The organism is Acinetobacter sp. C32I (assembly GCF_023702715.1).
Classification (GTDB): Bacteria; Pseudomonadota; Gammaproteobacteria; order Pseudomonadales; family Moraxellaceae; genus Acinetobacter.
In genome coordinates this window covers 201,064-226,947 of sequence record NZ_CP098480.1, presented here as the reverse complement: position 1 = coordinate 226,947, position 25,884 = coordinate 201,064, and the positions used below count along the sequence as shown (strand labels likewise).

The following is a 25,884-nucleotide window of genomic DNA, read 5'->3' as shown; positions in this document are numbered from 1 at the left end:
CCACCTAGAATGACTCAAAAAAGCGCTCTTGCTGCATTACTCCTTTTGCCAAGCTTTTCATATGCAGCAACTGTCCTATCTGCTCCACCAGAATTAAATAATAAATCCTATGTACTCATGGATTACGAGACAGGACAGATTCTCGCTGCCAAAAACGAAAATGAAAAACTTGCACCTGCTTCAATGACAAAAATGATGACAAGCTACATCATTGAGCAGAAACTTTTAAAGGGTGAATTGACTGAAAACGAACAGGTACGCATGAATGAATCAGCGTGGTGTCGTGGTAGTAGCTCTGAATCATGTATGTACGTTCCTTTAAATGGCACGGCAACAGTTTTAGAAATGCTACGTGGTATTATTATCCAGTCAGGTAATGATGCTTCTAAAGCAATGGCTGAGCACATTGCGGGCAATGAAGGTACTTTTGCCCACATGATGAACCAAGAAGCAAAACGTGTAGGTATGGTGAATACACATTTCATCAACTCTACAGGTATGCCTGCTGATGGTCATTACTCAACTGCAAAAGATATGGCGATTCTTGCTCAGCATATTATTAAAGATAGCTCGAAATACTACCCAATCTATTCTGAAAAAGAATTTACGTTCAACGGGATTAAGCAAGGTAACCGTAATGCCCTGCTTTATACCGATCCAAGTGTTGATGGATTAAAAACAGGTCATACCAATGAAGCAGGCTTCTGCTTAACCACATCAAGTAAACGCGGTCCAATGCGTTTGATTTCGGTAATCTTTGGTACACCAAGCATGAATGAACGTGCCAGCCAGACACGTACCTTATTGGCTTGGGGTTTTGCAAACTTTGAAACTGCAAACGTTCAACCTGCCAACCAAGTTCTTGCTAAAGCAAAAGTATGGTTCGGTAAACAAGACGAAGTTCAAATTGGCCTAGCTGAAAACTTCAATGTGACCATGCCTAAAGGTCAAGCAGACAAGATCAAAACTCAGCTTGTAGTTCAACCTAAACTGAATGCACCTTTAGCCAAAGGTCAAGTGGTTGGTAAATTAGTGGCGAGTCTTGATGGCAAAGTGATTGCAGAAAAACCACTTGTGGCATTAAAACCGGTTGAAGAAGCTGGCTTCTTTGCCCGCATGATTGACCATGTCAAAATGTTCTTCAGTAACTTATTCTAAGTTTTAGAAGAGTACGATTAAGCATTCATGCTCTTGGGCATGAATGCTTTTTTATTTTATAATTCCTTTAAATTTTCCGATCGAAAGCCCTTATGCCAAAGAACATCCGTCCTTATTTAGACCAAAAACCTGACGTTGATTCAAGCTGCTACATTGATGACATGTCAGTGGTAATTGGTGATGTCCAGCTCGCAGAGAATGTTTCGGTCTGGCCTTTTGCTGTGATTCGTGGTGATGTAAATTCGATTCAGATCGGCAAAAATAGTAATGTACAAGATCACTGTATGTTACATGTCAGCCACAAAAATCAATCTAAACCGAATGGTTCTCCACTGGTCATTGGTGAAGATGTGACGGTTGGACATCATGTAACTTTACATGGATGCACCATTGGTAATCGTGTCTTGATCGGGATTAATACCGTTGTTTTAGATGATGTCATCATTGAAGATGATGTGATGATTGGTGCCAGTAGTCTGGTGCCGCCACGTAAAGTTCTAAAAAGCGGTTATCTCTATGTCGGTAGTCCAGTACAGCAAGTTCGTGCATTGACTGAAAAAGAAATGGAGTTCCTTCCTTATTCAGCACATCATTATGTGAAAGTGAAGGATAATTATAAGAATAGCGAAGCCTAGCTTCGTTATTATTTTCTTCACGCCTTTATGCATAATAAAAAATAATGAACTTTTAGAGATATCTAATGAATACTGATCATCCACATAATTGCCCTACTCCTGATGCACTCATTAATACAATTAAGCTCAATATTGAAAAGTACGGACTGCAAGTTATAGGAATTAGCGCGACAGACTATTTACCCTCTTTTAGTTATAGTATTGGTTTATATGAAAGCTATCAGCACCCTGAAATCATATGCTTTGGGTTACCAACGGACTTAGCGCATACCATCATCAATGATGTCGCCAATCTGATCAAAAATGGAGAAACAATTACTCTCAATCAAGAGTATGGCGATCAAATTTTTAAAGAAACTCGTGCTCAATTTTTGCCTGTAGATGTTAAAAATATTGAAGATTATTTTGGTGCTGCTTTAAATTACTATCAACACGACAATTTTTCCGCTTTGCAATTGGTTTGGGCAGATCGTAATAATAAATTGCCTTGGGAAGATGGGTTTGAGGAAGAATTTATTCATGATCAACCACTCTTAGACCGAAATGCTGATTTTAAGTTCAGAGAAGCTAAAAACCTCGGTATTTTTACCACTCGGCAATGGCTAGAGTACAATCAACCCATCTTACGTGTTGTTCACGATACCGATGGTGATTGGCAGTTTTTAACTGGAGATCAAGAACCCGATGATATTCGCTTAGTTGCCTTGGAACAAATGATTTTAAAAGACCCGAGTCTGAATAACATTTTTGATCTTGGTTACGGTCAAGTGGCTGAAAGAGATTTCATCGGCGATGCATGGAAAAAATTAGATCTTGAGGAATATCAGGAAGAATGACGTTATCCCTAGAGGCATATCATCAAGCTTAGATAGAGGCCATCCAATACAACAAAAGACAGGATGGCAATATCTCTTACTTTTAAAGTGCAGAGGTTCAAAGCTCACATAAAGAACAATTCACACCTCGGCAGTTATGCAACACTGAAGTCCGAGCACTTTTTTTACTGGTTCCAGGTCCTTCAACCAAGGGCCCTGCCAATTGCTCGGCACTCGATGAGGGTCGCCATTTATTTTTGACTGAGATCTTTTGATGCCCTGTTATCATCGGTTTTAATAACATGGATTGCTGGCAATATGGGCAAGATGTATTATCCCTTGCAATACTGGCCATTGGGACATTCTGCTCGAAAATCCCTTCACAACATTCACATCTAAAATCATACAGTGGCATCTTAAAATCCTTCTTTAACGATCAATCTTGCACTCATCCAAGACTAACGATGTCCCCAAAACTTATTCTCGTTTAAGGCACCTTGCGGCAAAATATTCTTCTCAAAGATCGAGGTTGGTAAAGAAATTGTGCAAGCACAGTTTGGAATATCCACAATGCCACCGATACGCCCTTCAACAGGTGCAGCGGTCAATAACATATAGGCTTGAGATCCTGTAAATCCAAAATTCTCAAGATATTTAATCGCCTTTAAACAGGCCTGACGATAGGCAACCGTGGCATCCAAATAATGATTTACCCCATTTTCCACACTAATGCCTTCAAAGGTTAACCACTGATCGTAATTAGGTCTGACATTGCTTGGAACAAAGATAGGTGAATCAATATTATATTTTTCCATTCCACCTTTAATTAGGTCAAAGCCAACACGTGTTACCCCATCCATTTCAATCGCACCACAGAATCCGATTTCGCCATCACCTTGCGAAAAATGCAGATCGCCCATCGAGAAGCCAGCACCTTTCTGATACACAGGAAAATAAATACGACTGCCCGCAGCTAGATCTTTAATATCGGTATTACCACCATGTTCACGTGGTGGTACCGTACGAGCCGCTTCAACTGCCATCCGATCAAACTCAGCCCCTGTCACACCTCGTAACACTGCAGTTCTAGGATCAGGTGGATTTGCCTGTCCCTTAGGAACCAATAAAGCCTCTCTACGATTCCACTCTTTTAAAAGCTCATGCGAGGGAAGCGTCCCCATTAATCCAGGATGTTTTAAGCCCGCAATACGAACACCAGGGATATGACGTGACGTTGCAAATAATCCTTTTAAATCCCAAATTGCCTTATCCGCTTCAGGGAAATAATCCGCTAAAAAGCCACCGCCATTTTCTTTCGCAAAAACGCCAGAAAAACCCACATCGGAGATTGGCTGAATATCCAGAAGATCAATCACCAATAAATCGCCTGGCTCAGCACCTTCAACATAAAAAGGTCCTGTCAATGGATGTGCTCGAGTGAGATCAACATGTTTTACATCAGAAACATCATCGGTATCTTTAATTTGAGCGTCCAAAAAATCTAGACTTTCAATGAGAATTTCTTCGCCTGGTTTCACCGATGTTAAAAATGGAATATCTGGATGCCAGCGATTATGGCCAATCTCTGCTTGTTCTGCTAAAGCGACACCAGGTTTAATTTTAATATGCTGCATAATATTTTAACTCCGTGTGCTGTCTATCAATCTAATAAATTATCTGTTCTACTTCTAAATCATTGAAAGGCCATCACAAATATGACTTTTCTTGGCAGGGATTATTATTTTTACCTTGCGGTCAAAAAACACACTAGCATATTCTGTTTTTTTGAAGCAATTCCTTTTCGATTCTCAACACATCAAATACACACTGATGGCAGCAAATATTTTTCTTCCACTTTAGTGAATTAGCCTTCCTGTGTAGCCAAAAACAGTCAAATTTTGTAGAATACGTTTTTTAAAACCTTGGTGCTTTCTATGACCGCTTGGACACCTCATGTCACAGTCGCCACTGTAGTCGAAAAAGACGGACGTTTTCTGTTTGTTGAAGAACACAGCGAAGGCTTTGTACATACCGTGTTTAATCAACCTGCGGGTCATGTCGAATGTGGTGAAACCATTATCGAAGCAGCCATCCGTGAGACCTTAGAAGAAACAGGTCATCACGTCGAAATTGATCATCTGCTTGGGATCTATACCTATACGCCACCAATGTTTCCAGACCGCACTTATTACCGTTTTTGCTTCTTGGCCCATGTGTCGGCAGTTGAAGAAAATGCACAACTGGATACAGGCATTGTCGCTGCAGTATGGATGAGTTTAGATGAGCTACAAGAATCTGCACGTGCGCGCAGTCCACTGGTTTTAAAAGCTGTTAAAGATGCCCTTGCTGGCAAAAAATATCCTTTATCGCTTATTTATGAGCACCCATTTTCTCCCTCATTAACTTCTCATTTGGACGCTTAATTAGATGCAACAACGTGTCATCGTCGGTATGTCTGGTGGTGTAGACTCCTCCGTTTCTGCCGCATTATTACTTCAACAAGGATATCAAGTTGAAGGTCTTTTCATGAAAAACTGGGAAGAAGATGATGGTACGGAATACTGCACAGCACTCGAAGACTTGGCAGATGCTCAAGCCGTTGCAGATAAGATTGGCATCAAGCTACATACAGCTAACTTTGCGATGGAATATTGGGATCGTGTCTTTGAGCATTTCTTAGCTGAATATGCTGCAGGCCGCACACCAAACCCAGATATTTTGTGTAATAAAGAAATTAAATTCCGTGCTTTCCTCGATCATGCCATGACCTTAGGTGCAGACTTTATTGCCACAGGTCACTATGCACGTCGTGGTGCAAGCACACAAAACTCACGCGGCGAGACTTATGCCCCATTGCTCCGTGGTGTCGATAATAATAAAGACCAAACCTATTTCTTACATGCGGTACATGGTCGTGAAATTAACAAGACCTTGTTCCCTGTTGGCGAAATTGAAAAGCCAGAAGTTCGTCGTATTGCAGAACAGCTTGATTTAGCAACTGCCAAGAAGAAAGACTCAACGGGTATTTGTTTTATTGGTGAACGTCGCTTTACCGACTTCCTTAAACAATACTTACCTGCACAAGCCGGAAAAATTGTTTTGGAATCAGGTAAAGAAGTTGGTGAACATCATGGCTTGATGTACTATACGCTGGGTCAGCGCGGTGGTATCGGTATCGGTGGTATGAAAGGTGTGCAAGAAGGTGCATGGTTCGTACTCCATAAAGATATTGCCAATAATCGCTTGGTGATTGGTCAAGGACATGAGCATCCACTGATGCAAAGTACGCAACTTTGGAGCGAGTCGATTGATTGGGTTGCAGGTGAACAGGACATTCCATCGGCTGGATTCCGCTGCACAGCGAAAACCCGTTATCGTCAGCCAGATCAAGCGTGTACTATCTATCGTGATGAACAGACTGAACATGGCATCCGTGTTGAGTTTGATGAGCCGCAACGCGCTGTGACTCCAGGACAAAGCGTGGTGTTCTATTCTGGAGAGGTCTGCTTAGGTGGTGGTGTCATTCACCATACCAATGCACCTGAACCAGATTTTATTTAAGGAAATTGGAAGCGAAGCATGGTCGAGTTACCCTTTCAGCACACTCAAGCGTTGAATGTTAGACAGAACCGTGCTCTAGCATTGGCCGCAGTCTTTCAGTCAACTCAGTTAACACATATGACTGCCATGGCGGGCCAGCAAAGCATTGGCGACAGTGGTAATTTCTATTTTGAGCTCTTGATTAAAGCCAGCCTGAATATACGTCCTACCGCCAACAATGCCACTCAGACCTTAGATTTTTTTAATCAACTTGCAGATATTTCACTCGGTTTAAAAACATTAGAAGGCTGTATTACCCAGCCTTTTAATACTGCACCGAAATCCCGTGTTCCGAAGATGTCCACTGCCAAACTGCCAATGTCCTATGCGATGGCCTTATTGCAGTTGGAAAAGAAAGTCTACAGCAACCCTGAATACGTCAAAATCATTGAAACAGCCCAACAAAAAATCTTAAAACAACTGTCTTTTTTCGATAATAATTATTTACACCCAAGCATCATTGCCAATCTCGCACAGACTTATGTCGAAACTGCAGGACAGATTAATCCGCGTATTTTAGTCCGCGGTAATGCCGAAGCATTTAAAGATATCAATCATACCAACCGTATTCGTGCATGCCTCTTTACAGGCTTACAACTTGCACATTTATGGAAGCAGCTCGGTGGCAGCTCCTGGAGTATGATCTTTAGTAAACGCAAATTATTGCAAGATATTCAAGCTCTCGCTCGTTTGCAGTATCAGGTGGTATAGACCGATGCTACAACGAATTTATTTTTATGTTTATTCCAAAATTAAGGAATCTGTATGAATGCTTTAACCGCACTCTCGCCACTTGATGGACGTTACGCTAGCAAATGCGATGCCCTACGCCCTTTTTTGTCTGAGTTTGGTTTAATCCACGCTCGTGTCACGGTTGAAGTGCGTTGGTTACAAGCACTTGCAAATCGTGCAGAAATTATTGAAGTTGCGCCGTTTTCAAATGAAACCAATGCTGCTTTAGATGCAATCGTTTCAAACTTCTCAGAAGAAGATGCAAACCGCATTAAAGAAATTGAACGCACTACGAACCACGATGTAAAAGCAGTTGAATATTTCCTTAAAGAAAAAATTGCCAACATTGATGAATTACAAAATGCAGGCGAATTTATTCACTTTGCATGTACCTCTGAAGACATCAATAACTTGTCTCATGCGCTAATGTTGAAAAATGGTCGTGAAGTTTTAGTTGCAAGTATGAAGCAACTTCTCAATGCGATTTCAGCTTTGGCAACAACACATGCTGAACAACCAATGTTGTCGCGTACACACGGTCAAACTGCAAGCCCTACTACTTTGGGTAAAGAGATGGCAAACGTTGCGTATCGTTTAGCACGTCAAATCAAGCAATTTGAAAATGTTGAGTTACTCGGCAAAATCAATGGTGCTGTAGGTAACTATAATGCTCACCTTTCTGCATACCCAGAAATTGATTGGGCTGCACATGCACAAGCATTTGTTGAATCTTTAGGCCTAAGCTTCAACCCATACACCACTCAAATCGAGCCACATGATTATATGGCTGAATTGTTTGATGCTTTACGTCGCTACAACACCATCTTGATCGACTTTAACCGTGACGTATGGGGTTATATCTCGCTGGGTTACTTCAAACAAAAGTTAAAAGATGGTGAAGTTGGTTCTTCAACTATGCCGCACAAAGTCAACCCAATTGACTTCGAAAACTCAGAAGGTAACTTAGGTATTGCCAATGCTGTTTTAGGTCACCTAGGTGAAAAGCTTCCTGTTTCTCGCTGGCAGCGTGACTTAACTGACTCAACTGTATTACGTAATATGGGTGTTGGTTTTGCGCAAAGCTTAATTGCTTTTGATGCTTGCTTAAAAGGTGTTGGCAAACTTGAGTTGAATGCTACACGTTTAGATGAAGATTTAAACCAAGCACAAGAAGTTCTTGCAGAGCCAATCCAGACTGTTATGCGTCGTTATAACGTTGAGAAGCCATACGAAAAATTAAAAGCGCTTACTCGTGGTCAAGCAATGACACGAGAAATGATGGTGAACTTCGTCAATGGTGATGAACTTGCACAAGTGCCAGCAGACGAACGTACTCGTTTAGCTGAGTTAACACCTGCAACTTATACGGGTAATGCAGCTGAGCAAGCAAAACAAATCAATGATTTGATCAGCAAGATCTAAAACTGATTGGCTTAAAAAAGCAGAGCTTCGGCTCTGCTTTTTATTTTATGGCAATATTGTTATTTTTTATAGGGTAATTCTCACACCCCCCCCGAGAATAGGATGATTCCTATCAGGACCTTCACAAAATTCTTTACGCTGTCTTTCTTTTTCCTCATCACTAATTGAATCAAAGTAATTATAAAAATACATATGATCAATCACTTCGGGATCATTAAAACTGGTGCTTAACTCAATTCCAAATGACTCACCTTTTTGATTTTCATTACAATCTGCCGTAAGATTGTAGCTCACCCGGGTTTTTGAATGGAATTTACTTCTAATTTCATCATGCATTGGATAAGCGCCGACAAGTACGCCATCTACATCGATCGCATCTTTAAATATACTTCGCACTTGTTCCGTATCAGGTTTCTTTAGCTCTTTTTCTATTTCTGCATCTGTTTCTTTCTTTATATCGTGCTCTGGTCGTTCTAAACGGAAACGAAAACTATCGATTTGCTTATCATTTTTTCTCTCAACCAATCGAACCCCTATATCATCATAAATATATAAATTGGTTAAGTTAGCTCCATCCGTACTATCCACTTTTCTATAATTTTTCCCCAAGGCTTTAATCCAAGGTTCAACAGTCGAGTTCATATAAAGATCTGTACCATTATAATTAATTGCACAGCCATGAACCTTAAACTGATGTTGTGGATTTAATTTCTTCACAAACCCTTCACCTTCAGTATCTGCATTAGCCTGAGCAGCTGACTGACCATTACTGCAACTCATACATAAGATAATAGGTAAAAAACTGCATAGAATCTTTTTAGAGTAACTCATAACTTTTTATTGCCAAATACGTTTGCTGTATTGCTCACCCTCCTTTACAGAAATAATTTATTGAGAAAGGGTTATTTATTAGCATTTTGCCTTTCCTCTTCTAACTCCTCTGGCGTACAGTAACTTGGAACAATTTTCATAGTTTTTACATCCATATAATCACCACAAATTTCTCTACCATTTTCATCAGTTCTACGTCCTAATGCCTTTTTTTGCTCTTCGGTCATCGAATCTAAATAGTTATAAAAATACATATGATCAATCACTTCGGGATCATTAAAACTGGTGCTTAACTCAATTCCAAATGACTCACCTTTTTGATTTTCATTACAATCTGCCGTAAGGTTGTAGCTCACCCGGGTTTTTGAATGGAATTTACTTCTAATTTCATCATGCATTGGATAAGCACCGACAAGTACGCCATCTACATCGATCGCATCTTTAAATATACTTCGCACTTGTTCCGTATCAGGTTTCTTTAGCTCTTCTTCTATTTCTGCATCTGTTTCTTTCTTTATATCGTGCTCTGGTCGTTCCAAACGGAAACGAAAACTATCTATTTGCTTATCATTTTTTCTCTCAACCAATCGCACCCCTATATCATCATAAATATATAAATTGGTTAAATTAGCCCCATCCGTACTATCCACTTTTCTATAATTTTTCCCCAAGGCTTTAATCCAAGGTTCAACAGTCGAGTTCATATAAAGATCTGTACCATTATAATTAATTGCACAGCCATGAACCTTAAACTGATGTTGTGGATTTAATTTCTTCACAAACCCTTCACCTTCAGTATCTGCATTAGCCTGAGCAGCTGACTGACCATTACTGCAACTCATACATAAAATAACGGGTAAAAAGCCTAGTAGAACCTTTTTAGAATAATTCATCTTTTTTTACCACCGAATACTTTGTCTAAACCTTCTTGCACAGATTTACTCGCATCATTGTATGCACCTTGCACCGCTTTGCCTCCCTTATATACGCCCTGTTTAGTTCCATCCCATGCTTTCTGCCCAACACCATCACTTGCTTGGCTAATTTTATCACCATTCTTTCTAGCCCATTGTTTGATTGTTTCATCCATCCAATTACATCGACTTGGATGTCTAAAGTAACTTTTAGCGGTATCTAGAACAGCTTGACGATTGACTGCGGTTGGATGTTTAAACCAATCACGCCATTTAATCCCAACATCTCTCACCGCGATAATCGCCAAATTAGCAGCTAGCATATGTAAAGAACTACCTCGTTCATCCTTTCCAACTTGAGTATGACTTGGGTTATCACCATGTATAACAGGATTAACACCCTGTTTTACAGAAACAATTTCATGGGCATGATTGAAGACAGAACTTGCACCCCATTTTAATAAAAAGCTTAATAAAGGCTTAATTACAGCTTGTACCAAATTGGTTTGTTTCCTGAATTCCAAGAATGTTTTTGTTGCTTTTAGTGCAAGATCAGCATAACCAGCTTCATATAAACTACTCACCTCATCTCTCAACTCTAAATATCTGAACCAGATATTAGTAAAATATTTATCTTTCGAAGGCGCATCAATTGCAAATATAAACTCCTGAATAATAAGATCAGCAAGGGTACGCTCCCCTGAAACCATCCCTTCGTATTCACTCCATTTCTTAACAGGATCGATTAACTCACCTATGTGTCCACCAACACTCGCAAAAGTATCCCAAGAGTCAAAAGTACCTGTAACTAAAGGAATCTTTGCATAATCATTAAAGTCATTTTTCCTGAGTACCCAATGTCTAACATTCGCATGACCATTTTTAATCAATGCAATTTCGACGAAATTACTATGTGAGAAAAAATCTTCTAAAACGTGAAAGGCATTTCCTAAATGCCTTAAAGGAACATCCGAATTACTATTTTTTTCCATACTCTTACTTAATTGCTCCAACATATATTCTAAAGCTGTTGGAAATGCAGAATCAGTTTTATCATTTGGCGTATTATCTGCAATATAGTTTTTTAAATTATATTGTGCAGATTTTGTATCACTATTCGTTTGGAAGGTTTTATCATTTGATTTAGGATTTAACGACCTATCCGTAGAGGTATACACATCTGCACCGAAAGGATTATCAATATGTTCCTCAAAACGATAAACTCCTAAGACATTGACTCCATTTGGACCCATCAAATCGCTATATAATCGATGAGGCAATGAAGACTGTACTTTATATGCGAATAATGCTAAAGCTTTATATCTTCTTTGGTTCTTTTCACTTAATCGTTCATAAGGCACATTCTTCAAAAGTTTTTGCATCTGATTTCTAAATTTCGCAGCATTATCATTTTTTAACTCTAAATGTTTTAATTTTTTTAAATCAGAAGCGACACTTTCATCAAAAAAATGATCATAGGCTAGTACTGCTAAAATATTTGTAATTAACTTTCGAGTAGGTTTGATTGATGTTACTTTACCATTTCGATTAACAGCTACATCAATTTTCATATTTAGAATAGCACCGCACACTAGCTGTGAGTGATCTCGCAACCAGTTACCCACATAAATTCCATTAACGGTATTAGGTGTAAAAATTGCTCCTCTCGGGTTATCTTCGCCAATTGCTTCTTTCTCAATAGACTGGTGTCCATGCTCGACACGTACGCCTTTATTGTCAGTTTTCTTTATATATTTACCAGTTTTAGGGTCCAATGTTCCTCTATTGGCAATCATTCTAGTTTCGTTGGCAAATTTACCTTCTCCTGCACCAAAATACTCATATTGAGCGTCAACTGTTTCATCTAGCTGCGCTTGGAAATCCGCATGCATTTTTGCAGCATTTTTACCTGAGATGAATGTTATCTTTAAATCTCCTGAATATTTTTTAGATGTAATCTGAGCAAAAATAAACTCTGTATTCCCACCTAAATTTTTACCCTCACTTAGTTGCCCGAAATTGTATGCATAGACAGCACCTTCGTCATTTGGCGCATCCAGAGATAGGGATTCAATTTTAGTTGGGATCTTTAAGACATCGCCGATATAAATCACATTTGGATCTTCGATTGAGTTCAGCGAGCAAAGCTCATCTACAGTTGTTTCAAATTTCTCAGCGATAGCAGCTAGTGTATTTCCTTTATTAATTACATATAAATTATAACTATTTAATATTGGATATTTGCCACTTTTTCTTATGAGATCATCAATGAAATGGCCATATTCATGTAACAGCACGATATACAATCGATCTAAATTGCTATCATTTTCGATTGCAGAAGTTACTGTATCTGCTGCTAAATATATTTTCTTATCAACATGATTAAACCCAGCAGCGCGCCCATTGATGCTTTTAGCAACAACAAGATGCTCTGGTGGACTAACACTACCTTTCTCTATATCTTCTTTTAATTTCAGATAGATACTGTCTGGTATATCAAAGCCAAAAATCGGAGCGACCAAACTGACAAAACTCTCATCAGAGAATGTTCTTGCAATAAAAACTAGTTGCTCGTGGGCATAAGTGCTTTTTAACGTAGGTAATGGTTCTTTTTCAGGTAAACTTACAATTGGCAACAAAGGTAAAACGGGACTAGCTTTCATTCCTGCTGTAAGGAAATGCTGCCCTGCCTTCACCTCAAACTTACCACTGGTCACAGGGAAAATACCCGAACCATTCAGCTTAATCTGAGAACCACCTGCAGTAATCACAATCTCCTTAGGACTGGTAATCTCAATGCGATCTTCAGTCGAAATAATTTGAATCCCTTGCTTGGCAAGCAAATCCATACCATCCGACTGAGCATGGGCTTCAAACTTACCTTTCGCAGCCACTTGCTTGATTCCATTCTGTGCTGCAAACACACTGATTCTGTTTTGCGCATGTGTAATCAGATTCTTTTGTGTACTCAGATTAATACTGTCGCCAGCAAACTGATTGATCTGGCCATCCGCAGATAAATGAATATCTTCATTCGTACTCAGAGCAATGCCCTCTGGTGAATTGAGCAAAAGTACAGCTTTATTAAACTTGGCAATATCCGATTCAATTGACTCGAAAAAAGCTTTTAACTGTGCTAATGATTCAGCCTCATCAGTTTGCTGATTCTTCGCAACTTCGCTGAGTGCCTTGGCATTGTTTTGATTGCCTTCTAGCTGCTGTTTAGCAACTTGGGCATCAAGATGCTGGCCTTGGGCTTGATCCTGTTTATGCGTGGAAAGGAGTAAACCTTCACCTGCACGAACCGCACCCCACTGGTCGGTGCGCAGTTCAAAACCTTCGCCACGGTCTTCACTTTCTGCGGTTGCTTTAGGGTGACTCAGTTTGCCGAGATTGAGTTGACTGGCTGCATGACTACTTTGTAGTTGAGCACTGATCTGACCTGTAGTGTCATCAAAACGCAGTTGGTTAAAACCTTCGCCCTGATATTCTTTTGATTTGATTCCTGCCAGTTTCTTGGTGTCAGGCAGCTTGCCTGCATTATCAAATTTGGTTGGGCTACGATGGCCTTCATGAATTCTTCCCACTACAAAGGGGCGGTCGATATTGCCATCAAAGAAGTCTATGACTACGATTTCATCAATACGTGGCAAGAAGCGTGCGCCATAGCCTTCACCTGCCCAAGGCGTGAGTACATCGACCCAAGCAGAATCGGTGTCGTTGTCATTGGCACCTGCACCACCATCGTGGCTATGATCGTCATTGCGGGTAAATAGGAAACGGACTTTAATCCGCCCCCATTCATCTACATAGATTTCTTCACCGCTTGGCCCAACCACTTTGGCACGTTGTGGTGACGCTGCTGGACGGTGTTGTAATGGGTTAAATTCAGGAACGGTTTTGATATTGCGGCGTTGTAAGGTCAGTTGATTGGCTTGGCGTTCTTCATTATTAGATTGGGTCGGTTGCCAATTGCTTTGGGCCAATAGTTGGTTGATCTGTTGATGTAGATCTTTAGGCAAATTATTTTGGTTATAGAAGTTTTTACCTGTAATCAGGAATTCTTTATCACTGCCATCATGCTGATCAATTTCAGGGTGTTCAGCCAATTCAAACCAGTAACCGACATGGGTATCGCGCACGGTGCTATGGGCGGTAAATTGTTTGGATTGTAAGTCGTAGTATTGACCCAAGTTCCGATTCAGTTTTTCAATTTGGGCATTGCCCGATGGGGTTGCACCATCTTCCCCATTCAAATCTTGCATCCACGCGGGTGAAAAATGCCATGCCTGTTCCAGGCCAAGACTGGCATTGTCATGTTGTTCACTGTGTTTATGTATGCTCTGTACACTGCCTGCACCATCTTCTTGTTCCAGTGCATCGGCTTGCCAGCGTTGTACATGCACGCTGCTCGGCTGTAGAGAGCGTTGTCCAACCAGACTGGTCATACTGTCATATTGTTCAGTGGCACTGCTGCGATGGTAGCGGATCTGTCGACGCTCTAAGGCTTGGTATTGGCTATTGTCGTCAATCAGGCGTAGTTTTTGCGGCTGAATCGCAGCACTGCTTTGCGCGACGGTTCGTTCAGCTTCATCAATGAGCCAGTTAATCGATTCGCTACGCATCAAAGATGTTAAAAAATCTTCATCTGATTGATTATATTGCATAATAAAGGGACGAATGTCGTAGTCTTGGCTCAGTCCGCTTAAATCAAGCGTTAAGCTGGATGCAAACAAGGGGCTTTTTTGTTGCCACTCTTTGAAGATAATTTCCACCACATCACGCACGCTCTTGTTCATAAACACACGGCTGTTACGGCGTTGTTTCCACAGTGCAGTTGGATCTTCTAAAGTCAGCTTATAGACAGTGAGGCTACCGTCTGATTGTCCTTGTAAGGCTTGAGTAATAATCCCTGTGACACGGGTGAGTTGACCTTGATCAGTCACCGTATCAATTGCCACTTGGCTACCAATAAATTGTTTCAGAGGAATGGTCGCATTGGTCGACAGGCAAATCAGTTCTGCCTTAAATCCATCATTCAGTTGATGCTGACCATCAATACGCTGTAGGAAGACTTGAGTATTTAAGTTTTGATTGGAAAACTGAATATGGATTGCACGCTTTTGTGCAGTAAGGCCAAGGCTCTCTAAGGCTTGAAAGATGTTGTTCAACATTTTTATAGATTTTTTTGCTTAAATTTACGGCATTTTACCGATAGCAATACGCCTCTGTCTATACAGTATTGTCTGTTTATGACAATTTCTGTCACTTCCATAAATTACTTTTTAAATATTACGTTTTTATTCATCAAGATAAAGTACAAGGTTTAAAGCATATTTTTTATCATCAATGTAAAAAGCAGAGCTTCGGCTCTGCTTTTTTAAGAGGGTCTTAATCTATAATCACCAATCAACCCAGCTTAAACATAGTCCACTGTTCTGGTTTTTAACAGATCAAGTTGCAGCATTTTTTTCTTTTTACGACGATATGCAATCAACAAACCAATAAACCAGACAGGCGAAAAAGCCAAAGCAATCAACGTATCATGGTCTAAAGCAAGAATCACAATGGTAAATACCAAAAAGGACATGGTCAACCAAGCCATAATCAAACCGCCTGGCATTTTAAACTGAGACTGCTGGTGTAACTCTGGAAATTTCTTTCGATAGCAAATATAAGACAGAATAATCAGCATGAAGGTAAAAATACATAAGATCGACGTTAGTGCTGAAATGATGGTAAATGCCGTCATCACATTTGGCACAATAAATAAAATAGAGGTCCCAATGGTGACGCAGGTCATTGAGAAGATCAAACCACGAATCGGTACCTTTCTTTTAGATAACTTACTAAAACTTTTAGGTGCATCATTGTCTAGAGACAAACCATAAAGCATACGACTGGTCGCAAAAATCCCACTATTTGCAGAAGATAAGGCCGAAGTTGCTACCACAAAATTCACTAAGCCAGCTGCAATCGGTAGCCCAATCAATGAAAACATTTCTACAAATGGGCTTTTCTCTGGTGAAATTTTTGCCCACGATGTAACTGCGATAATACAAACCAAAGCACCTACATAGAACAGTAAAATACGCAATGGAATCGAGTTAATCGCTTTAGGCAACGATTTATGCGGATCTTTAGTTTCAGCGGCGGTCGTTCCGACCAATTCAATTCCAACAAAGGCAAAAATCGCAATTTGAAAACCTGCTAAAAAGCCTGTGACGCCATAAGGAAACATCGACTGAGTTTCAAATACATGACTCATCGATGCTTTAACACCATTCGGTGAAGTAAAGCCCGTACTAATTAAATAGATCCCCGCAAGGATAAACAGAATAATCGCGGAGATCTTAATCAACGAAAACCAGAACTCCAACTCACCAAACATACGAACAGCAACAAAGTTCAGAATGGTTAAAATTGCCAGTGAGGTAAATGCAGGAATCCAAACAGGTACGTCTGGATACCAGAACTGCATATATCCCCCAATCACAATCACATCGGCAATTGCGGTAATAATCCAGTTACACCAATAAGACCACCCCAGAAAGAAACCGGCCCACGGACCAATATAAGCCGTTGCAAAATCGGCAAAGGTCTTAAAATTGGTATTTGCCAGCAATAGTTCACCCATTGCCCGCATCACAAAAAAGAAGAAAAAACCGATAATTAAATAAGTTAAAACAATTGAAGTACCCGAAACACTCAAGGTTTTACCAGAACCCATAAACAGGCCCGTACCAATTGCACCACCAATGGCAATCATTTGAATATGACGATTGGTCAAAGAACGTTGTAACTTTTCTTCATCCTGCTGTGTCATGTGTTGACTGCCAAGCAGATCTCCTTCCAGAAGTTGCTTTTCATTATTCTGAGTCATGTCATCCTTACTCCAATGTATAACAACCGTTATCATTGCCTGATAAAAATAAATTATTTTTAAAATGCCTTAACTTAAAGTTCCATTTTTTAAAAATTATATTTAAATTAATAATTTAACCAATCCACCTCATCTATAAATTGTTCGTATTCGATCCCTTTTTTGCGCGCTAAAATCTATTCTTATTGATCAAAAGTATATTAGCCGCAAGCATCATATCTGATTCACGAAGGAGTTGAAGAGGATGCTTTGCATTTCCGTTTAATTAATACCCAATTAACATGAAACATCATTCATCAACCCATACCGATTTTGTATTCATAATCTTTAAATATAAAGAATACACCAACATCATGCATCGATATAAACAGATAAATATGGCTAAAAAATTACAGCATAAGTATCATAAATTATCATCTAAGTGTGTAAGTTCTCTACCCAAACACAAATCCATCAGCGCTTGCTCTGCTTTGTAATATTAATATTGAGTAAACGTACCGAAGCACCGTCTTTGACATGTAACTGATGAGCTTGTTCTGTCGTCAATGTCACTTTATTTGCATCTGGCTGGCTATAGATCAGAATGGCGCGATAATTTTCATAATCGTCATTAGCAACAATATAAGGCTCATCACCAAGAGTAATACAATCAGATTGTTCAATATGGACGGTGAGCACATGGCTGTCTTTAATGGCTCTTAGATTTTCAATATCAGCTTGTAAAGTGGCACCGGCATCAAAGATATCGACATAGCCCTTATAACGCAGCCCTTCTTCAATCAAAAGGTTATACGCTGGTTCAGTATTAGGATGAACTGCTCCAATTACAGCCTTCGCTTCATCAGGCAACATATCGACATAGAGTGGATGTCGTGGCATCAATTCTGCAATAAAGGCTTTTTTGCCTGTACCGCTTAGATAATCTGCTTTGGTAAATTCCATATCAAAGAATTTATGACCGACTGCATCCCAAAACGGTGAACGACCATTTTCGTCTGAAAAGCCCCGCATTTCAGCCACAATGGTTTCTTCAAAATACTGCCTAAACGCCGATAAGAACAAAAACCGAACCTTAGACAAAAACTTACCATTCTTATTTAAACGATAATCTGGATCTAAAAATAAGGTACATAACTCACTACAGTTGGTGTGGTTATTACTCAGATACAAGGTCGGCAATGATTTATAAACATTTAAAGGTTCGGAAGAATGAACTTGTGTGCCGATATGAAAATTATACCAAGGTTCTTTTAGACCTAAGGCAACCTCGATTCCGCACACACCAACCACTTTATGCAGCGAGGTATCTTCCAATACAAATAAATAGCCCTGCTCCGACTTATCCAGTTTGCCTTCGACCGTTTTAATTGCCCGATCAATTCGTGCGGCCAGTATTTCCATATCTGGTTGCAAAGAGGTTAAACCAAAGCCTGCTTTTTGTGCCAAGTGGTAAAGATCATGAATATCTTTTTGTTTGATATAACGAATCATCATCATGTCTATTCCCCCTTATTTTCAATCAGAACAAACGAGACACAGGCTGAGCTGATTGTGCTCTTGAGTAAGACATCCAATTCATTTTTTCTATGCTGAACCATGCACAATCCCGACATGTGTTATTCCTTAATTCTTAAATTTTTCCCTAGCGCCAGCTCATTGATGGCCGAGCTGGCTTTATTTATCTAAGTCTTTTTTATGACTTCTTTCATCAAGCTGAAATCTAAATTGAATAATCTAAATTGATTAACAGCTCTGCTGATTACTCTATTATTCAAAAACTAATTGGCACAAAAAATTTAAAATTAAGCAAAAAATGAGCTGTTTTTTAGCATTTTATTGATTGACAGTGACAATATGAAAGATTCAAGGATAGGCTTAAAAGGAAAATTCAAGTATTTCTCTGCTCAAACCATTCCTGAATCATCTCTAAAAACAGCTTCATCCCCATTGAGTGAATACTAATCGATTTATAAACTGCACATGCATGCCATAAAAAAGTAGGATTTTGATAATCTAAGACAGCAATATCCCGACTTTCCAGCAAAGACTGGAATAAATGGCTTGGCCCAGCAGTAATCGCATCACTATGCATAACATGATGAATCAATAAATCGTAGTCATTCACAGTTAAGCTAATATGAGCTGTACGTCCGTCATGTGTTTGGCCCTTTAACCATTGCACTTTTTGTTTGGCAACTCTTGGTAAAACAAATGGGTAATCAATTAAATGTTCAAACTTAAGATCTTCTATTTCCAACAAAGGATGTCCAGTTCGCACGACAAAAACGGTTGGATCTTGCAGCAATGGAATCGAGATAAACTCATCAGTAAGATCAACATACTCTGTACTTAATATCCCTAGATCTAGAATGCCATTTTCTATTTTCTCAATAATAGTTTTAGGATGATCAACATATAGATGTACTTCAATTTCAGGATATTGCTTAGTAAATAAGGGGATCACATCTTTCATCAACCCATGAATAATCACAGGCCCTGTCCCGATGTGTATTTCTCCAACTTGACCACTCGAAAGGAGTTTAATCTCCTTATGTAAGGTATCTAACTGCTGCAAAATTTGTGGAGCTTGTTTTAGAATATGTTCGGTATATAAAGTCGGTTTAACGCCTTTACTGGTTCGCTCAAACAAGGTCACACCCAAGTCATGTTCTAATTTTTTAATACTGTTGGTTAAAGATGGCTGAGTCATACAAAGTGCCTCAGCCGCTTGATTGATCGTTCCAATTTCAGTTAACACCATAATTTGCTGTAGATGTCTTGGCTTAATCATTTCTCATCCCTGAATATTTTATTGTGATTCATAACTATATTAAAAAAGCACTTCCATTCACCTTTGCCTAAAAATATACCTTAATTTTATTATTTTAGACGCTATTAGGTATATCTAAAAGCTATAACTTCCATACAAAAAATCCATTACACAATATAACTCAAACTTCCTATGCTGCTTCTAGATTAAGCACCTTTAATCCGTTCTGTTTCGATTCAGAAATTAAAGTCATATGAGCAAGGATGTAAAATGAAACACACTTTAATTCCGCTACTGATCAGCAGCGTCGTGATTTCCGCCCCGTTTGCAACACAAGCACAAGAAACCACAGCTCAAACGACTCCTCAAACACTCGAGGCTATTCCTGGTCCTCGCTCTTGTTTTTGGGCTCGTGGTCCTGTCAGTGCTGATCCATATATCAATATCGCCTACCCAGACGCCAATGTTTATTATTGGGCAGGTACTTTCACCATCCCTCAAGGAGCAAGTCTTAAACTTAAAGGTGAATTTCCACGTTCACGTTATATGTCTTTCATTAGTTATGACGAAGCTGGGAAACCAGTTGAGTCCGTTGCAGACTATTTAATCAAGCCAAATAACAATTCTGGTAATCCCTTCGTTTATGGGCAACAACAGAGTCCATCACAACGTGAGTACAGCTTAAACGTATCTACCACCCCTGTGACAGCACAGCGCAAGGTTGGCCAATTGAGTCAGCCACAAAGTGTTAATCAACTCTATGCGCCTGCTTACGGCAAAAATCAGCAAATGATTTTATATCGAATCTATTTACCTGATAACGGACAAAGCGTCACAGGAGGCGTCAGTTTACCAACACCTCAATTAACGCTTGCAGATGGTCGCGTATTAGAGGGTGATCAAGCCTGTGCACAACTCAAAACCAATCAACCATTACAACTGACTTCTGCTGCGGTCAGCATTCCTTCCAATCAATATCGCCAGTTGATCCACCAAGCAGGAAAGCCAGATACATGGCCAGCACAGAATCCTGCACAATGGTTTATTCAACTTGATAGAGAAAGCCTTTTAGGGATCTTTACGGGCAAGATCAATGAACAAGCAAGACGCTCTGAAGGTGGCTTTTATCCAAATTTAGATAATCAATACATCAGAACAGTTGTGAATAGAAAATATGGCAAGGTCTTTGTCCTTCGTGGAAAAGCACCGACGGTTTCTAAGACCTTCAACAATAAAGGGCTTTTGACGCAGGGCGATTTGCGTTATTGGTCAATCTGTTCAAATCAAGGTTTTGCCAATACACGCGTCAATGATTGCTTATTTGATGAAGAAATTCCAGTTGATCAAAATGGTTATTACACTGTTGTCGTAAGTCGAGTCGCTGACCGCCCGCGCAATGCCAAACCAGAATGTGGTATCGGTTGGTTACCTATGGCAGAAGATGGAGATGGTGCTGTTGACCCAGATATGACTATTGTCCAGATCAGACACATGCTCGCATCAAGCAGTTTTAAAAACACCATTGCTAATGTCGAACAGCAAAAAGATTTAGCTTCGGTGATGGGAGAATACCTACCAAAAACCAACTATCTGATGCCAAATCAAGTCGAAATTTTTAACCCCTGCTTTAAATAATCAATAAAACCAATCCATACAACACCCAAGAACATCATAAAAACTTGAGTGTTGTATCCCCCAAAAGGAATTTGGAGGCTCCAATGTATTCACGTATCAGACATCACACCTTATCAGCTTTAGTCACAACACCATTTATCATCAGTACTGGATACAGCGCAGGCCTAGATCGCTCTGGGCAATCCATTACTGATTTTTTTCAAAATGGAACTTATGCATCCCTCTCTTATAATTATTCTATGCCGGATGTGAGTGGGCAAGATAAAGGATTGAGTAGCCAAGGCAATCCCAACAATATCCCCAATATTAGCACCAATAATAGCGCTCTACGTGGCAGCTTAAAAACAGATTTAAATGAAAAAATAAGCCTAGGACTCATTTATGATCAACCTTTCAATATTAACCTTCAACATCGTGGGTACAGCGACTTTATTTCTCAATTTGAAAATAAACCCGCTGAAGGTACTCAAGCCAAACTAGACAGCCATAATTTGACAGGGCTTATCGGTTTGAATATCAATAGAAATTTAAGTGTATACGCAGGCCCTGCCTTAGAAGAAATTGAAGGTAACATCAAACTTCGTGGACAAATTTATAAAGGTAGCGCCAATTACAATGCCGAACTGCACTCTGATTATGCAATGGGTTGGGTAACAGGATTCAGCCTGAAAAAACCCGAAATTGGGCTAAAAGCAGCACTGACTTATCGCTCCGAAATAAAACATCAGACACGCACCACAGAGCAGTTTTCAGCATTAAGTAATGATCTTTACACGCTACCTGTCACATTTACTTCGCCAGAATCAATAAATTTTGATTTTCAAACAGGTCTAAGTAAACAAACCTTACTCAGCGCCAATATCCGCTGGGTGCCATGGAAAGACTTTGAGTTTAAACCCGCCAAATTGGCAGAGCGAACTGCTCCAGCCAGTCCAGATAAAACAGGACTTCCTCTACTCAGTTATGAAGAAGATCAATGGTCAGCACAAATTGGAATCGCGCAGAAACTTACTGATAAATTTTCAGTCTCAACGTCTGTCAGTTGGGATTCAGGTCTTGGTGATCCTGCTAATGCGCTTGGGCCAGTCAATGGTTACTGGGGAGGCGGGCTCGGCTTCCAATATAATTTTCTACCGAACTGGGCAGTTTCACTGGGCGGAAGATACTTATGGCTTGGAGATGCTCAAGCAAAACGTCAGAATGGTGATTTAGTTGGAAGCTTTAGCGATAATCACAGTACGCTTCTAAGTTTAAAATTGGCATACCAAAAGAAATAGACCATAAAAAAGCCCTTGTTTTCACAAGGGCTTTTTTATTTATTTGGCAGAGGATCAAGGACTCGAACCTTGACGAACGGTTTTGGAGACCGTCATGCTACCATTACACCAATCCTCTATAAGCGCATGATAAAAGTTCTTTAGACTTCATCATAAAGAAAGTTAAAAAACTCTCTTAAATATGGTGGGGGCGAAGAGACTCGAACTCTTACACCTTGCGGCGCTGGAACCTAAATCCAGTGCGTCTACCAATTTCGCCACGCCCCCGATGGGTGTGTATATTAGAGATAAACCCTGCGACTGACAAGCCCTTTTTATAAAAAAACTATGTTTATGAAAGCTAATGCTTTTTTAATATACAGATCAGAAAAATCCAGCAAATAAAAAAGGACCTTCTATCGAGGGCCCTTTTCAAATTTGGCAGAGGATCAAGGACTCGAACCTTGACGAACGGTTTTGGAGACCGTCATGCTACCATTACACCAATCCTCTATAACCACATGGTTAAATCACTTCAGATTTAACCATAAAAAAAGCAAGTTAAACTTGCTTTTTAAATATGGTGGGGGCGAAGAGACTCGAACTCTTACACCTTGCGGCGCTGGAACCTAAATCCAGTGCGTCTACCAATTTCGCCACGCCCCCGATGGGTATGCATATTAGTGAGAAACATGCAGCATGACAAGTCTTTCACCTAAAAAAACCAACCAACTGAACACATAATATTCAAATTCGATATACATGTTTATTTTTGCGACAAATCAATTGCATTTAGACTGTTCTTTGCAGCTAAAACTGAATTAAAACGTTGATTAACATGCTTTTGAGTTAACCCATTGAGCAAAGACAGAAAAGGCTCAAATTCAATTGGAAGCTGAATGTAGAGTTGCTGGCAATGCAAAACGGCCCAATCGTGATAAGTACTTGCCTTTAATCGAGATTGAGTCAACCACTCATACACAATGATCCCCAAAGCATATAAATCACTTTGAATGCTTTTGCTTACCCCTTGGAAAAGTTCAGGGGCCATATAGTGTGGTGTCGCATCCAAGCTCTGCATGGGCTGCCCAACTCTAAAACATTGCTCAAAATCGATTAATCTGCACGAATGACCGTATAAACGGAAATGTTCAGCCTTTAAATCACCATGCACCCACCCGAATTGGTGCAATGCATCCAGTGCATCTAAGGCCAAAAAAATCTTTTGTCTGATCTGTTCAATATTCTCGGAAATAGGAGCTTCAGCAAAAAAATCATGTGAATCAACCGTAATCACCCCTATCCCATCTTGATCTAATTCATCGATAAGATGACGCAATGGAAGCATTTGGAATGGTAATAAAAACTGTTGTTCTGGCTGCTGACAGCGCCGATAAAAAGCTAACTCTCGTTGGAAAGCCTGTGCTAAAACAGGCTGATCATTGGTTTGATGAAATTTCAGCCAATAACATTGTTGATCAACTTGGAAGGTATAGACACGCCGCCCAAAGGCATAGCTTTGCGCTTTAGTCCTTAGCCTTAAATCTTCAAGTTGAATCTTTGGATTAGAGATCCACGTAGTAAAACTCATTCTGCTGCTTTTCGTCCTGCTTTCGCAATGATGTTAAACAATGCTCAATGGTTTTACCAATCCGCGCATGAATTTCAATTGAGGCGATTTTGGGCCACGTTGCCCGCTCACCCTCTTGTTGCAATACTTTAAACAGTTTCGGACGTGGATTTTGCAGCATATAGCTATAGTGTCTGAAACCATATTTGGCAATGATATTCACATCGCCATAATAACGCTGCCCTAAAATCCCGTAACCATGATCAAGCATCCGGCGAATCGGGAAAAAACTGCCCATATAGCTTCGGGTTAAGTCCATCACATCCAAAGCAATGGTTTTGCCTTGATGGCGAATAATTCGCTCTGGCCAACTGAGTACATCGCGACGAAAACGATTACTGTCACTTTGCATAAACGGCACAATATGTGGATTGACCTGACTGGCAATGGTGTAATTAATATTATACAGCCGCGCCATTTTCTCCTGCGGAAAATCACTGCGCATACTGCCATCCACCCATTTGGTATTGGCAAGATACGGGGTGTGTTGTCCATCATAGCGTTTACTGGTCAAATGCACCGGTGGAAATAATACAGGCACAGCACAAGAAGCCAGCACCGCACTCCACACCAACACATTTGGTGCAGTCAATGCATTCATAATGCGCGGGTTTTGTGCCGTATTATAAGGCGCAATCACAATATTAATATGTCGTTTGGACTGCTGATATGCCTCGGCAAAAGTAACATCACCCAAATTCTGCATCAGGAATTTTTTTAAATACATCACATCCGCAACCCCACCACGGCCCCGAATCAATTCACTGATTTTCCTAAACTTAAAGGCATCACTAAAAAAGTGTTCACCTTGCAGCAATTCAGGCACTTTATCCGGTGTAGACACTCCTAACATGCCTGTCATGATTGCCCCAGCACTTGAACCTGATAAAACTTGCGGCATCAAATCCTGCTCCAAGAGCGCCTTACAAACACCAGTATGGAATAAACCCAAAGTTGCACCACCTGAAAACATCAAAGCTGGTTGACCATAGGCTTTTTGGCATTCCTCAAAAAACTGGATTTTCTCTTTTAACTGAAAAGTAATACATTCACTCGAAGCTAAGTAACGTAAACAATCACTCATTTCCTCAACATAGTTTTCGATGATTTTTTTAGTACCAATATAGGTTTCGGCGAACAACATTGGATGCCCAATATTGGCGAAGTCATAAGACAGACCTTCTCGCAATACATAAATCAGATCGAGCGTTCGATGCTGCATACGATATTTTTTTAATAAGTTATAGCGTTTCGAAAGGATTTCCGCATCAAAATAAGGCGATTCATTGTCATATTTCCACGCTTCGTGCCCAGATTCTTCATCCAGTTTTAGTGCAATTTCTTTCCATTCTGTATAAGAGCTTGCATGTCGTAGGCGTTCTTGCAACACATCAACTCTATGTGTCTGATATGTATTCTTTTTCTCTTGAACTCTATTGAACATTTGCAATCCTACATTTCAGCTTATTTTTTATACGCTTGCACCTATACAATGCAAAAAGCTGTAACAACAATCAAGGGTAAAATCGATTTATTTCGATATTTCTGATGATATTTTCTTTATTTCGGTAATAGCAGTGATAGTATCCCTATTCATCATTGA

General features: G+C 39.9%; 18 protein-coding genes, 4 tRNA genes and 1 pseudogene. 9 read left to right on the top strand and 14 right to left on the bottom strand.

Translation table 11 applies throughout. From position 1 onward, the window contains the following. The first annotated feature begins 9 nt into the window (after nt 1-9). The 3 genes from dacC (at nt 10) to NDN13_RS01075 (ending at nt 2,629) form a co-directional block, all read left to right on the top strand. On the top strand, nt 10-1,158 hold the full coding sequence (dacC, locus tag NDN13_RS01085) for a D-alanyl-D-alanine carboxypeptidase PBP5/6 (protein WP_251116823.1): 1,149 nt from the start codon (nt 10-12) through the stop codon (nt 1,156-1,158). A gap of 92 nt (nt 1,159-1,250) precedes the next feature. Continuing rightward, nucleotides 1,251-1,793 (top strand): gamma carbonic anhydrase family protein, encoded by a 543-nt coding sequence (locus tag NDN13_RS01080; RefSeq protein WP_251116822.1) that lies wholly within the window; start codon nt 1,251-1,253, stop codon nt 1,791-1,793. Between the two features lie 65 nt (nt 1,794-1,858). Next, the gene (locus NDN13_RS01075; RefSeq protein WP_251116821.1) at nt 1,859-2,629 is read left to right on the top strand and encodes a DUF4262 domain-containing protein; all 771 of its coding nucleotides are present in this window, start codon (nt 1,859-1,861) and stop codon (nt 2,627-2,629) included. Between the two features lie 97 nt (nt 2,630-2,726). Here the strand turns inward: NDN13_RS01075 and NDN13_RS01070 are convergent, their stop codons facing one another. Both NDN13_RS01070 and fmdA read right to left on the bottom strand, forming a co-directional pair. Beyond that, nucleotides 2,727-3,023 carry an FmdB family zinc ribbon protein gene (locus tag NDN13_RS01070; protein WP_251116820.1) on the bottom strand — a complete coding sequence of 99 codons (297 nt, stop codon included), beginning with the start codon at nt 3,021-3,023 and terminating at the stop codon, nt 2,727-2,729. A 43-nt stretch (nt 3,024-3,066) separates the two neighbouring features. After that, a complete protein-coding gene (gene fmdA / locus NDN13_RS01065) occupies nt 3,067-4,242 on the bottom strand; it encodes a formamidase (protein ID WP_251116819.1) in 1,176 nt (391 codons plus the stop codon). A gap of 300 nt (nt 4,243-4,542) precedes the next feature. Between fmdA and NDN13_RS01060 the strand changes: the two genes are divergently transcribed. From NDN13_RS01060 to purB, 4 genes are read left to right on the top strand one after another with little or no spacing between them, the layout of a single operon-like run. Further along, nucleotides 4,543-5,031, top strand: coding sequence for an NUDIX hydrolase (locus NDN13_RS01060; protein WP_251116818.1), 489 nt, complete (start codon nt 4,543-4,545; stop codon nt 5,029-5,031). A 4-nt stretch (nt 5,032-5,035) separates the two neighbouring features. Then, entirely contained in the window at nt 5,036-6,169 is a 1,134-nt protein-coding gene (gene mnmA / locus NDN13_RS01055) for a tRNA 2-thiouridine(34) synthase MnmA (protein WP_070076205.1), read from the top strand. Between the two features lie 18 nt (nt 6,170-6,187). Next, the gene (hflD, locus tag NDN13_RS01050; RefSeq protein ID WP_065342958.1) at nt 6,188-6,919 is read left to right on the top strand and encodes a high frequency lysogenization protein HflD; all 732 of its coding nucleotides are present in this window, start codon (nt 6,188-6,190) and stop codon (nt 6,917-6,919) included. Nucleotides 6,920-6,973: 54 nt separating this feature from the next. Then, nucleotides 6,974-8,362, top strand: coding sequence for an adenylosuccinate lyase (purB, locus tag NDN13_RS01045; protein ID WP_251116817.1), 1,389 nt, complete (start codon nt 6,974-6,976; stop codon nt 8,360-8,362). Between the two features lie 40 nt (nt 8,363-8,402). Here the strand turns inward: purB and NDN13_RS01040 are convergent. The 6 genes and pseudogenes from NDN13_RS01040 to NDN13_RS01010 all read right to left on the bottom strand — a co-directional run bounded on the left by NDN13_RS01040 (nt 8,403) and on the right by NDN13_RS01010 (nt 19,781). Continuing rightward, a pseudogene (locus NDN13_RS01040) lies at nt 8,403-9,193 on the bottom strand (DUF7738 domain-containing protein). Between the two features lie 71 nt (nt 9,194-9,264). Further along, entirely contained in the window at nt 9,265-10,086 is an 822-nt protein-coding gene (locus tag NDN13_RS01035; protein ID WP_251116816.1) for a DUF7738 domain-containing protein, read from the bottom strand. After that, nucleotides 10,083-15,281 carry a type VI secretion system tip protein TssI/VgrG gene (tssI, locus tag NDN13_RS19825; RefSeq protein WP_353050817.1) on the bottom strand — a complete coding sequence of 1,733 codons (5,199 nt, stop codon included), beginning with the start codon at nt 15,279-15,281 and terminating at the stop codon, nt 10,083-10,085. Before tssI ends, NDN13_RS01035 begins: the two co-directional genes overlap by 4 nt. A 245-nt stretch (nt 15,282-15,526) precedes the next feature. Next, nucleotides 15,527-16,990 carry an amino acid permease gene (locus tag NDN13_RS01020; protein WP_251116815.1) on the bottom strand — a complete coding sequence of 488 codons (1,464 nt, stop codon included), beginning with the start codon at nt 16,988-16,990 and terminating at the stop codon, nt 15,527-15,529. Between the two features lie 453 nt (nt 16,991-17,443). Continuing rightward, nucleotides 17,444-18,487: an arginine N-succinyltransferase gene (gene astA, locus NDN13_RS01015; protein ID WP_251116814.1), complete on the bottom strand. Its 1,044-nt coding sequence runs from the start codon at nt 18,485-18,487 to the stop codon at nt 17,444-17,446. A 391-nt stretch (nt 18,488-18,878) separates the two neighbouring features. Then, on the bottom strand, nt 18,879-19,781 hold the full coding sequence (locus tag NDN13_RS01010; protein WP_251116813.1) for a LysR family transcriptional regulator: 903 nt from the start codon (nt 19,779-19,781) through the stop codon (nt 18,879-18,881). Between the two features lie 249 nt (nt 19,782-20,030). On the opposite strand from NDN13_RS01010, the gene NDN13_RS01005 reads away from it, so the two are divergent. Both NDN13_RS01005 and NDN13_RS01000 read left to right on the top strand, forming a co-directional pair. Beyond that, nucleotides 20,031-21,395 (top strand): hypothetical protein, encoded by a 1,365-nt coding sequence (locus NDN13_RS01005; RefSeq protein WP_251116812.1) that lies wholly within the window; start codon nt 20,031-20,033, stop codon nt 21,393-21,395. Between the two features lie 83 nt (nt 21,396-21,478). Further along, nucleotides 21,479-22,672 carry an OmpP1/FadL family transporter gene (locus NDN13_RS01000; RefSeq protein WP_251116811.1) on the top strand — a complete coding sequence of 398 codons (1,194 nt, stop codon included), beginning with the start codon at nt 21,479-21,481 and terminating at the stop codon, nt 22,670-22,672. A 44-nt stretch (nt 22,673-22,716) separates the two neighbouring features. On the opposite strand, the gene NDN13_RS00995 is transcribed toward NDN13_RS01000, so the two are convergent. The 6 genes from NDN13_RS00995 to NDN13_RS00970 form a co-directional block, all read right to left on the bottom strand. Then, nucleotides 22,717-22,790, bottom strand: a tRNA-Trp gene (locus tag NDN13_RS00995). Nucleotides 22,791-22,854: 64 nt separating this feature from the next. Further along, nucleotides 22,855-22,939: transfer RNA gene (locus tag NDN13_RS00990), tRNA-Leu, on the bottom strand. A 151-nt stretch (nt 22,940-23,090) separates the two neighbouring features. Further along, nucleotides 23,091-23,164: transfer RNA gene (locus NDN13_RS00985), tRNA-Trp, on the bottom strand. A 68-nt stretch (nt 23,165-23,232) separates the two neighbouring features. Then, nucleotides 23,233-23,317, bottom strand: a tRNA-Leu gene (locus NDN13_RS00980). Between the two features lie 100 nt (nt 23,318-23,417). Continuing rightward, nucleotides 23,418-24,242 (bottom strand): protein kinase domain-containing protein, encoded by an 825-nt coding sequence (locus tag NDN13_RS00975; protein ID WP_251116810.1) that lies wholly within the window; start codon nt 24,240-24,242, stop codon nt 23,418-23,420. Next, a complete protein-coding gene (locus tag NDN13_RS00970) occupies nt 24,217-25,725 on the bottom strand; it encodes a DUF3336 domain-containing protein (protein WP_251116809.1) in 1,509 nt (502 codons plus the stop codon). The genes NDN13_RS00975 and NDN13_RS00970 overlap by 26 nt, the downstream gene beginning before the upstream one ends. Nucleotides 25,726-25,884: the final 159 nt, after the last annotated feature.

Excerpts from the sequence above, each read along its gene's own strand:
- NDN13_RS01075 (WP_251116821.1), top strand. The coding sequence starts at position 1,859 with ATGAATACTGATCATCCACATAATTGCCCTACTCCTGATGCACTCATT.
- NDN13_RS01060 (WP_251116818.1), top strand. The coding sequence starts at position 4,543 with ATGACCGCTTGGACACCTCATGTCACAGTCGCCACTGTAGTCGAAAAA.
- NDN13_RS01005 (WP_251116812.1), top strand. The coding sequence starts at position 20,031 with ATGAAACACACTTTAATTCCGCTACTGATCAGCAGCGTCGTGATTTCC.
- dacC (WP_251116823.1), top strand. The coding sequence starts at position 10 with ATGACTCAAAAAAGCGCTCTTGCTGCATTACTCCTTTTGCCAAGCTTT.
- NDN13_RS01070 (WP_251116820.1), bottom strand. The coding sequence starts at position 3,023 with ATGCCACTGTATGATTTTAGATGTGAATGTTGTGAAGGGATTTTCGAG.
- hflD (WP_065342958.1), top strand. The coding sequence starts at position 6,188 with ATGGTCGAGTTACCCTTTCAGCACACTCAAGCGTTGAATGTTAGACAG.
- astA (WP_251116814.1), bottom strand. The coding sequence starts at position 18,487 with ATGATGATGATTCGTTATATCAAACAAAAAGATATTCATGATCTTTAC.
- NDN13_RS00975 (WP_251116810.1), bottom strand. The coding sequence starts at position 24,242 with ATGAGTTTTACTACGTGGATCTCTAATCCAAAGATTCAACTTGAAGAT.
- NDN13_RS01080 (WP_251116822.1), top strand. The coding sequence starts at position 1,251 with ATGCCAAAGAACATCCGTCCTTATTTAGACCAAAAACCTGACGTTGAT.
- NDN13_RS01035 (WP_251116816.1), bottom strand. The coding sequence starts at position 10,086 with ATGAATTATTCTAAAAAGGTTCTACTAGGCTTTTTACCCGTTATTTTA.
- mnmA (WP_070076205.1), top strand. The coding sequence starts at position 5,036 with ATGCAACAACGTGTCATCGTCGGTATGTCTGGTGGTGTAGACTCCTCC.
- NDN13_RS00970 (WP_251116809.1), bottom strand. The coding sequence starts at position 25,725 with ATGTTCAATAGAGTTCAAGAGAAAAAGAATACATATCAGACACATAGA.
- NDN13_RS01020 (WP_251116815.1), bottom strand. The coding sequence starts at position 16,990 with ATGACTCAGAATAATGAAAAGCAACTTCTGGAAGGAGATCTGCTTGGC.
- NDN13_RS01010 (WP_251116813.1), bottom strand. The coding sequence starts at position 19,781 with ATGATTAAGCCAAGACATCTACAGCAAATTATGGTGTTAACTGAAATT.
- purB (WP_251116817.1), top strand. The coding sequence starts at position 6,974 with ATGAATGCTTTAACCGCACTCTCGCCACTTGATGGACGTTACGCTAGC.
- tssI (WP_353050817.1), bottom strand. The coding sequence starts at position 15,281 with ATGTTGAACAACATCTTTCAAGCCTTAGAGAGCCTTGGCCTTACTGCA.
- fmdA (WP_251116819.1), bottom strand. The coding sequence starts at position 4,242 with ATGCAGCATATTAAAATTAAACCTGGTGTCGCTTTAGCAGAACAAGCA.
- NDN13_RS01000 (WP_251116811.1), top strand. The coding sequence starts at position 21,479 with ATGTATTCACGTATCAGACATCACACCTTATCAGCTTTAGTCACAACA.